Genomic DNA, 8,995 nt, shown 5'->3' on the forward strand with positions numbered 1-8,995 from the left:
ATTGTAACCCAAAAAGTCTTACCACCCCCAGATTCTGGATATCATCAATGACAGTTTCCAATAGCAAGCCTCTGTTGCTGGTTGACGCTTCTTCCTATCTTTACCGCGCCTACCATGCCCTACCTCCCCTGATGACCTCCAGCGGTCAGCCCACCGGGGCCATCAAGGGGGTGCTGAACATGATTCAAAGCCTGAGAAAAAGCTATCCGGACAGCCCCATCGGCATTGTCTTTGATGCCAAGGGCCCGACCTTTCGGGATGAGCTCTTTGCCGAATACAAATCCCATCGCCCGCCCATGCCGGATGATTTACGCCAGCAGATCGAACCCCTGCATGCCTGTGTCCGCGCCCTGGGGCTACCGCTCCTGGCTGTTGAAGGCGTCGAGGCCGATGATGTCATCGGCACCCTGGCGCGCAAGGCCGCCGGCCAGAATCAGCCAGTGATCATTTCCACCGGCGACAAGGATATGGCACAGTTGGTTTGCCCGCAGGTGACCCTGGTTAACACTATGACCGGCAGCACTCTGGATGTGGAGGGTGTGAAAGAAAAATTTGGTATCGGTCCCGAGCTGATCATCGACTTTCTGGCCCTGATGGGTGACAAGTCCGATAATATTCCCGGCGTTCCAGGCATCGGTGAAAAAACCGCCCAGGCCTTGCTGCAGGGTATAGGTGGCCTGGATGAACTCTATGCCCGACTGGATGAAATTCCTGCACTGGGTTTTCGCGGCTCCAAAACCACCCCGAAAAAGCTGGAAGAAAACAAGGAACAGGCCTACCTCTCCTATCAGTTGGCAACCATTAAAACCGACTGCGACCTGGAGCTCAGCTACAACCAGCTGACGCCAACCCAACCGGATAAGCAACAACTACGCCAGCTTTATAGTGAACTGGAGTTCAATGGTCTGCTGAAGACCCTGGGTGAACCCGATACCAGCGAGCAACCAGCAGACACCACTCCCCTGGATGCCAGTGCCTATGAAACCCTATTGAACGAAAAAGACTGGCAGGTCTGGCTGAAGAAACTGCAAGGCGCTGAAGCCTTTGCCATTGACACCGAAACCACCAGCCTCAACTATATGCAGGCCGAGTTGGTCGGCTTATCTTTTGCCATAGAAGCAGGGAAAGCGGCCTACCTGCCACTGACCCACGACTATCCAGGCGCTCCTAAGCAGTTGAGCCGAGATCAGGTGCTGGCTGAGCTAAAGCCCCTGTTGGAAAACCCAAAAGTGGGCAAGATAGGGCAAAACCTGAAATATGACATCAGCGTGCTGGCCCGTTACGGTATCGAGCTGCAAGGCATCGCCGCCGATACGCTGCTGGAATCCTATGTGCTCAATTCCACCGCCACCCGTCACGACATGGATTCCCTTGCCCTCAAATACCTGGGCCACAAAACCACCAGTTTTGAGGACCTGGCCGGAAAGGGCAAAAAGCAGCTGACCTTCGATCAAATCGACATCGAACAGGCCAGTCACTATGCGGCGGAAGATGCCGATATCACCCTGCGTCTGCATCAGACGCTGGCACCACAGGTGAAGGCCGAGGGCCGTTTACAGCAGCTGCTCACCGAGCTGGAATTGCCGTTAGTGCCCCTGCTATCAAAAATTGAACGCAAGGGGGTGAAGATTGATGTGCCCCACCTGCAACGCCATTCTCAGGAAATGGCCCAGAAAATTCTTGAGCTGGAAGAAGAAGCACACCAATTAGCCGGACGCCCGTTTAACCTGGGATCGCCCAAACAGCTGGCAGAAATTCTTTTTGAAGAACAAAAGCTTCCGGTCAAGAAGAAAACACCCAAGGGTGCCCCTTCCACTGCCGAAGCCGTATTGGAAGAACTGGCCCTCGACTTTCCCCTACCCAAAGTCATTATGCAGCACCGGGGTCTATCGAAACTGAAAAACACCTACACCGACAAACTGCCTCTGCTGGTGGATTCCCATACCGGGCGCGTCCACACTAGCTACCATCAGGCGGTTACTGCCACCGGTCGCCTGTCCAGCTCCGACCCCAATCTGCAGAATATTCCCATACGCTCAGAACAAGGCCGACGGATTCGCCAAGCCTTTATTGCTGAACCCGGTTATCAGCTGGTCGCTGCGGACTATTCGCAAATCGAGCTGCGTATCATGGCGCATCTGTCCGGTGATGCTGGGTTACTAAAAGCCTTTGCCGAAGGCCAGGATATCCACCTGGCCACAGCAGCCGAGGTCTTTGGCACTCCGCCGGATCAGGTTACCCCGGATCAACGCCGTAGTGCCAAGGCGATCAACTTCGGCCTGATCTACGGCATGAGCGCTTTTGGTCTGGCCCGTCAGTTGCATCTGGAGCGCCAACAGGCGCAAACCTACATTGATCGCTACTTTGATCGCTATCCGGGTGTTCTCAATTACATGGATGCTACCCGCAAGCTGGCTGCTGAAAAAGGCTATGTGGAAACCCTGTTTGGACGGCGGTTGTACCTACCCGAAATCAATGCCCGCAACTTCAACCAGCGCCAGGCTGCAGAACGTACAGCGATCAATGCACCCATGCAGGGTACAGCCGCCGACATCATGAAAAAAGCCATGCTGGCTGTCCATCAGTGGCTTCAGGCTTCCAATCTGGATGCCGCCATCATCATGCAAGTCCACGATGAACTGGTGTTTGAAGTCCGTGAAGACCAGGTTCAGGAGCTCATTCAAGGCATCGTCCCCGCTATGGAAGGAGCCGCCCAGTTGGATGTTCCTCTAACAGTGGAAGCCGCCAGTGGTGACAACTGGGATGAAGCTCACTGATGGCACTGCTATGGGTGGGCGCAACTAAGCTATCCGCAGCGGCTACCCAGCCCCTGCTGGACAGCCTGCAAGCAGGAGGGCTGGCCTGGCGTGAATCCTGCCGCAATGGTGTTTGCGGCGTTTGCGCCTGCCAGCTTATCAGAGGTCAGATCGATTACCGGGGTCGCCAGCCTCACGCTCTAGATGCCAAAGAGCGCAAGCAGGGCAAAATTCTGCCCTGCATTGCCTATCCAGCCAGTGAGCAGTTGGAAATCAGCTCACCTGCACACCCGTTAAACTCACTACCCCTGAGCTCCCTGTAATGCTGTAAATCGTTCGCTTGGGTTTATAGCAAAAAAAATGGCACAAAAAGAAACAACTATCCTACGTGTGCCCACCTTGACTTGCTAAAGTGAATCAAGCCAATAGCCAGCTCCAGCAACTCCACTGGGTGAGCTTGGGAGCTGTCGGTATTCTATTGTTTATGATTTTAATCGTGGCCTTACCTGTTCGAGGCATTGAAGACATACGTCAGGGTGCCCTTTCAACAGCAGAAGTCATCAATCAGACCTCAACGGCATTAGAAGAACAAACGGCGGTTAGTCAGGATGTTGCTAGTCAGGTCAAAATGTTGCCAGTATGACTGTAGAAACAGCTGCATCTGCAACTCAGGCAAGCTCAGCTGCAAGATCCCTTAGAGATATTGCTGAAAAGTTGCGCAGATCCACAGTTTATTTTAATAACCTGAACAAGAAGTTGATTCAAAAAAGGGAGCCTGCAGGCCCCCTTTTTTTCAGGTCATTATTTTACCTGAATGGGTTCAAAATCAACCTGGGGCGATACTTCAGCTTCATAGTCGACATCATCCCGGCCAAAACCAAACAGCTTAAGGAACTCGTACTTGTAGCCAGCATAGTCGGTGACGTCAAACAGGTTGTCGTTGGTTACCTCTTCCCAGAGCTGTTGGCAGGCCGTCTGAACATCCTCGCGCAGCTCCCAGTCATCCAGGCGCAGGCGGCTCGCTTCGTCCAGCTCCATTGCCTGACTGTCTTCACGGTAAAGCTGGCTACGATAGAGGCGGTTCAACTGCTCAATCGTGCCTTCGTGCAGTCCCTTGTCCTTCATTACCTTGTAGACCAGCGCAATATACAAGGGCATGACCGGAATTGCTGCGGAAGCCTGAGTAACGACGGATTTAAGAACAGCAACATTAGCTGAGCCGGAATACTTATCAGCAAGCTTTTTATGCAACTCACTGGCTGCACGGTCCAAGTCTTCCTTGGCCTTACCCAGCGCACCATGCCAATAAATTGGCCAGGTAATCTCAGTACCGATATAACTAAAGGCCACTGTTTTGGCACCCTGGGCAAGAACACCCGCTTCATCCAGTGCCTGCATCCAAAGCTCCCAGTCTTCACCACCCATAACCTGGATAGTGTCATCGATTTCTTCCTGGGTTGCTGGCTCAACTTCAGCATGGATGATTTCATCCTTGTTAGTATCGATGGCAGTGGATTTGTAAACTTCGCCAATCGGTTTCAAGGAAGAGCGTTTGAGTTCTCCTGAGTCAGGGAGTTTGCGCACCGGGGATGCCAGGGAATAAACCACCAGATCCACTTCACCCAAATCCTGCTTAATGGTTTCAACCGCCTGAGCGCGTACTTCATGAGAAAAGGCATCGCCATTGATGGATTTGGCATAAAGACCTGCTTTTTTAGCCTCTTCTTCAAAAGCCCAAGAGTTGTACCAGCCTGCAGTACCGGGTTTGCGCTCATTACCCGCTTTTTCAAGGAAAACACCCAGAGTAGCGGCCTGATAACCAAAAGCGGCGGTAATACGGGCGGCCAATCCATAACCCGTTGATGAGCCTATCACCAAGACTTTTTTAGGGCCTTCGGTTTTAACACCCTGCTTCTGGGTTATGGCAATCTGTTCTTGAACATTTTTGTAGCAACCCGTGGGATGCGTTGTTGTACAAATGAAACCACGATATTTGGGTTTGATAATCATTGAACTGCCTCAAGTCTTCTTAATAAGCATCCAGGCAACTGCCTGGCCGAATAAGCATGGGCGCTATTATAAACACCTGTCAGCAAACAGACACCCAAAGCCCGGACAAAAAAACTGTTCATACATCCAGCACAAATGTTAAGCTGTTGAAATATTGTGTTTTTATGAGTATACCCATGGCCAACTTTGCAACCCATACAGGCGTAGCTGCCGCCCTAGGTAGCAGTCTGGCAACGCTTCTTGTGGTTAGTGATCAGTTATCCTTGCCTGCCAGTATGGCACTCTTGGTTTTTTTTGTGGCGGGCACCCTCTTGCCCGATGTCGATGTCGATAAAGCCCGCCCCGTACGCTGGCTCTTTAATATTTTTGCTGTTATCGCAATGCTTATAGCCATAGCCTTGGTTCAACCAGGTTTGGAAACTTCGACATCCATTTGGTCGGTAAGCGAGCCTCAGCTTCCTGGCTGGCCCGTTCTGGTTGCTGCTCTAGCTGCCTGGTTAATCACCCGCTATCCTCTGGCCTGGTTTTTTCAACGCTTCACCCGCCATCGTGGTTTATGTCACAGTTTACTGGTCGGTTTACTTTGGGGTTTGGGCTGGGTTTATCTTGGGCTCGAACACTTGGCAGTGGACCCCCTTCTTGTTTGGCTTCAAGGTGTTGCCATTTTCATGGGATTTATCTTGCACCTGTTGCTGGACGAGATCTACAGTGTTGACTTGGAAGGTGTCCGCTTAAAGCGCTCTTTTGGAACGGCCCTTAAAATTTACCAAAAGGATTTTCTATTCGGCTCCTTGATGGCACTGATCGGGGTGATTATCCTGATCTGGCTGTTACCCTGGCCACATGAAATGCTCACCTGGATGCAACTCTGGATCAGATAACAGATCCAATAGAAAAAACTATAGGAATCATAAAGATGCTCAAGCATTTTCTGTTTGTTTTCATTAGCTTACTCTTCTCTGGAAGCCTTCTCGCCACTAGTATCCCCGACTCTTTCATTAAACTGGAGCCAGGCAAAACCTATCAGGGACAACTGAGTGAGAATGAAGTAGTGCGTTTTTATTTCGAGCTGGAACAGCAATCCAACATTCTGTTGGAAAGCCGCACACCTAATCGTAGCAATACGGTTTACCCTGATGCCACTCTATTTAATCTACAGGGGCGAACCCTTACCAGAGACTGGAGCAGTGGCCAGGGACGCAATTTCAAAATAGAGCGCAAGCTGGATCCCGGTGTCTATGTGTTGCGTGTAGAGGATGGACGTGGCTGCGGATCCCTGCACGGTTGCCCGGAAATTATCAAGGATTTCAGTTTAATACTCGAAGTGACTGAAGTCAGTCCCTTTTAATTCTCAGGCAAAATCCCCAAGGCTGGTTATACTCTTCTAGAAATGCACCTTCCTGGGTAACCAAGGAGTAGCGATATGAATAATCTTAGAATACTAACTGAGGAAGAGCTGCTGGCCATGCCCCAAAGCAGTTACATGAACGCCGAGCAACTGGCTTTCTTCAAGCAACTCCTAAAAACACAGCGCGAAGAAGTAACAGAGCACCTGCAAACTCTTCGCCAGGATATAATTACTCCGGCCGAGCAAGGTGATGAAACGGACAAGGCAACGCTTGAAGAAGAAAAAGCACTGCTTTTACGCCAAGCTGACCGGGAAACCAAGCTACTAAAGAAAATTGACGATGCTCTAGAGCGCATTGAGTCCGGTGACTATGGTTATTGCGAAGAAACGGGAGAACCTATTGGCTTAAGGCGCCTGCTGCTGCGTCCTACGGCTGAACTCACGTTGGAAGCCAAGCAACTACAAGAAGAGCAAGAACACCACTATGCCAAGCAGCGCATGAATTATTAAAGAAGCGCCAACCACAGAGCTCCAGGGATGATCGCAAGGCTGGCAAAGTTACCCGCCAAAACGATAGAAGCGACCTTCTGGGGCTCCTGCTGATATTTTTCAGCCAACATAAAGTTCAGTACTGCTGGAGGCAGGGCTGCAAAAACCAACAGCATTCCCCACTGATCTCCCTGCAGGTTTAGCCAGGGAGCAATTAAATAGGCAACCGCTACCCCTGAAAGTGGGCAGGCAATCGCACCTATTACACCCAGACGCAAATCACTTAAATCAACATCCAAAAAGCGAACACCCAAAGCAAACAACATCAAGGGAATTGAGATTTGACCCAACATCTCAATGGGTAAGGCCACAGCCTCTACCAGTGGCCAGTCAAAGTAACTAAAAACCAAGCCTGCAAAAGTAGCCAAGACGATGGGCACTCTAAATAAAGATAGGAAACTGGTCGAACGATCAAGAATGTACAGACCGAACGTAAAGTGCAATAAGTTCACCGTAATAAACAGCGTGACTGCAGCCGGCAAAGCAGCTTCACCAAAAGCCAGGACTAACAGGGGAATGCCCATATTCCCGGTATTATTGAACATCATGGGCGGCAGAAAAGTTTTACCGGCAACACCTATCCAACGTAAAAAAGGCCAAAGTAGCAAACCCGAGCCCAGAGAAATAACCAAGGCACCGACAGCCAGGTGAAGATATTCCCCAAGATCAAAATCACTGCTAGATAGGACCGAAAAAATCAGGGCTGGAATAAAAACATCCATATTGATGCGGTTAATCCAGGCCAAGTCGGGTTTAAGCCAACGAGCATAAGCAGCGCCAGTTGCTACCACAAGAAATACGGGGAGAACGATATTAATAATGGTGAGGAACACTGGAATCCTTAACACATGATTTTGTGATATGTTGCAGCTAAACTGGAAAACAGACTCTACTACCAACCCACAAGAAGAGCAAAACACTATGCGTGCAATGGTCATCAAAGAATACGGCGATTACGATGTATTCCAAGAAGCTGAAATTCCTGACCCCCAAGCAGGTCCAGGTGAAGTGCGTATTCGCGTTCGTGCCAGTAGCGTAAATCCACTGGAACTAAAAATAAGAGCAGGCCTGGTTCCTGCTGGACCTGAACTGCCTGCCATTCTTAATGCAGATGTTGGTGGCATTATTGATCAAGTCGGGGAAGGAGTGACTCATCTTAAAGAAGGTGATGCCGTCATAGGCTGTGCTGGTGGCTTGAAAGGTCGCCAGGGTGCTCTGGCTGACTTAATGGTCGCAGATGCACGCCTGGTCACTCTGGCTCCCAAACAGCTTCCACTTGAAGATGCCGCTGTCCTGCCTCTGGTTTTCATGACAGCCTGGAATGCCCTTGTTGAAAGGGCTGATATCCAACCAGACCAATGGGCTCTGATTCAAGGTGGTACAGGTGGGGTAGGCCACGTTGCTATCCAGCTAGCTAAAGCTAGAGGAGCCAAAGTAGCTGCAAGTGTTTCCACACAGGAAAAAGCTGAACTGGCCCGCAGCCTGGGTGCAGATGAGGTGATTCTCTATAGCAATGAAGAGCCTGAAGCCTATGTCCAGCGCATCACTGCTGGCGAAGGCTTTCCCATTGTATTTGATACAGTTGGTGGCGCATCACTCGATAACAGCTTCAAAGCAGTCAGCTTGGCCGGACAGGTCGTTACCATCAATGGCCGTAATACGCATGACCTGTCACTCATGCACAGTAAAAGTTTAACCCTTCACGTGGTCTTTCGTGCCCTTCCCATGCTGACCGGTAAAGGCATGGAAGCTGAACCAGCAAGATTAGCAGCACTGACTCAGCTGATTGATGAAGGAAAAATTAAACCCCTACTGGCCAGTGAGAGCTTTAAATTTACTGAAATCGCTAAAGCCCATGCTTACTTGGATGCAGGCAAGGCCGTAGGAAAAATACAGCTTCTACGCTAGAAATATGGGCTCTACACACTAACAGTTGTTTTAATTGGCGACTTCAACTGATCAGTTTTACATAACACAGAAAACCCAGCCTTAAGCTGGGTATTCTGTGTTCAAGTAGATTTTTTGGCTCATCCCGATCAATTTGTGAAACCTAATCAACAGGCATAAAAAAACCCCCAGCTTTGAGCTGGGGGTTTTTCTTTAATAAGTGCCTGACGATGACCTACTTTCACATGGGGAAGCCCCACACTATCATCGGCGCTGAGCGGTTTCACTGCTGAGTTCGGCAAGGGATCAGGTGGTTCCCACTCGCTATTGTCGTCAGGCGTAACTGGTTGGTTGCTGGCGGTGTTACTAAGGCCAACAGCCTAAAAAGGGGCAAGCAATCTCGTTCGCTTCGTCAAAGCATCATCTGTTTCGTATCCGGTTTACG

At 50.3% G+C, this 8,995-nt stretch carries 9 protein-coding genes and 1 rRNA gene; 7 read left to right on the forward strand and 3 right to left on the reverse strand.

Annotated elements, in window-relative coordinates; all coding sequences use genetic code 11:
- The first annotated feature begins 47 nt into the window (after nt 1–47).
- The 3 genes from polA (at nt 48) to BM185_RS12855 (ending at nt 3,399) form a co-directional block, all read left to right on the forward strand.
- A complete protein-coding gene (polA, locus tag BM185_RS12845; protein ID WP_091964537.1) occupies nt 48–2,777 on the forward strand; it encodes a DNA polymerase I in 2,730 nt (909 codons plus the stop codon).
- Nucleotides 2,777–3,079, forward strand: a complete 303-nt coding sequence (locus BM185_RS12850; protein WP_091964539.1) for a 2Fe-2S iron-sulfur cluster-binding protein — start codon at nt 2,777–2,779, stop codon at nt 3,077–3,079. Before polA ends, BM185_RS12850 begins: the two co-directional genes overlap by 1 nt.
- A gap of 89 nt (nt 3,080–3,168) precedes the next feature.
- Nucleotides 3,169–3,399 carry a hypothetical protein gene (locus BM185_RS12855; RefSeq protein WP_091964541.1) on the forward strand — a complete coding sequence of 77 codons (231 nt, stop codon included), beginning with the start codon at nt 3,169–3,171 and terminating at the stop codon, nt 3,397–3,399.
- 158 nt (nt 3,400–3,557) lie between these two features.
- On the opposite strand, the gene fabV is transcribed toward BM185_RS12855, so the two are convergent.
- Nucleotides 3,558–4,766, reverse strand: coding sequence for an enoyl-ACP reductase FabV (gene fabV / locus BM185_RS12860; protein WP_091964543.1), 1,209 nt, complete (start codon nt 4,764–4,766; stop codon nt 3,558–3,560).
- Nucleotides 4,767–4,942: 176 nt separating this feature from the next.
- Here fabV and BM185_RS12865 point away from each other — a divergent pair, with 176 nt between their 5' ends.
- The 3 genes from BM185_RS12865 to dksA all read left to right on the forward strand — a co-directional run bounded on the left by BM185_RS12865 (nt 4,943) and on the right by dksA (nt 6,624).
- A complete protein-coding gene (locus tag BM185_RS12865; RefSeq protein ID WP_177203562.1) occupies nt 4,943–5,647 on the forward strand; it encodes a metal-dependent hydrolase in 705 nt (234 codons plus the stop codon).
- A gap of 35 nt (nt 5,648–5,682) precedes the next feature.
- Nucleotides 5,683–6,114, forward strand: a complete 432-nt coding sequence (locus BM185_RS12870; protein ID WP_091964547.1) for a hypothetical protein — start codon at nt 5,683–5,685, stop codon at nt 6,112–6,114.
- Between the two features lie 75 nt (nt 6,115–6,189).
- Nucleotides 6,190–6,624: an RNA polymerase-binding protein DksA gene (gene dksA, locus BM185_RS12875; RefSeq protein ID WP_091964549.1), complete on the forward strand. Its 435-nt coding sequence runs from the start codon at nt 6,190–6,192 to the stop codon at nt 6,622–6,624.
- Here the strand turns inward: dksA and BM185_RS12880 are convergent.
- A complete protein-coding gene (locus BM185_RS12880) occupies nt 6,621–7,496 on the reverse strand; it encodes an AEC family transporter (protein WP_245751764.1) in 876 nt (291 codons plus the stop codon). The two genes, dksA and BM185_RS12880, sit on opposite strands and share 4 nt — an antisense overlap.
- Nucleotides 7,497–7,524: 28 nt before the next feature.
- On the opposite strand from BM185_RS12880, the gene BM185_RS12885 reads away from it, so the two are divergent.
- The gene (locus BM185_RS12885) at nt 7,525–8,571 is read left to right on the forward strand and encodes a zinc-dependent alcohol dehydrogenase family protein (protein ID WP_245751765.1); all 1,047 of its coding nucleotides are present in this window, start codon (nt 7,525–7,527) and stop codon (nt 8,569–8,571) included.
- 201 nt (nt 8,572–8,772) lie between these two features.
- Here the strand turns inward: BM185_RS12885 and rrf are convergent.
- Nucleotides 8,773–8,888: ribosomal RNA gene (rrf, locus tag BM185_RS12890) — 5S ribosomal RNA — on the reverse strand.
- Nucleotides 8,889–8,995: the final 107 nt, after the last annotated feature.

Source organism: Marinospirillum celere (genome assembly GCF_900112235.1).
GTDB lineage: Bacteria > Pseudomonadota > Gammaproteobacteria > Pseudomonadales > Halomonadaceae > Marinospirillum > Marinospirillum celere.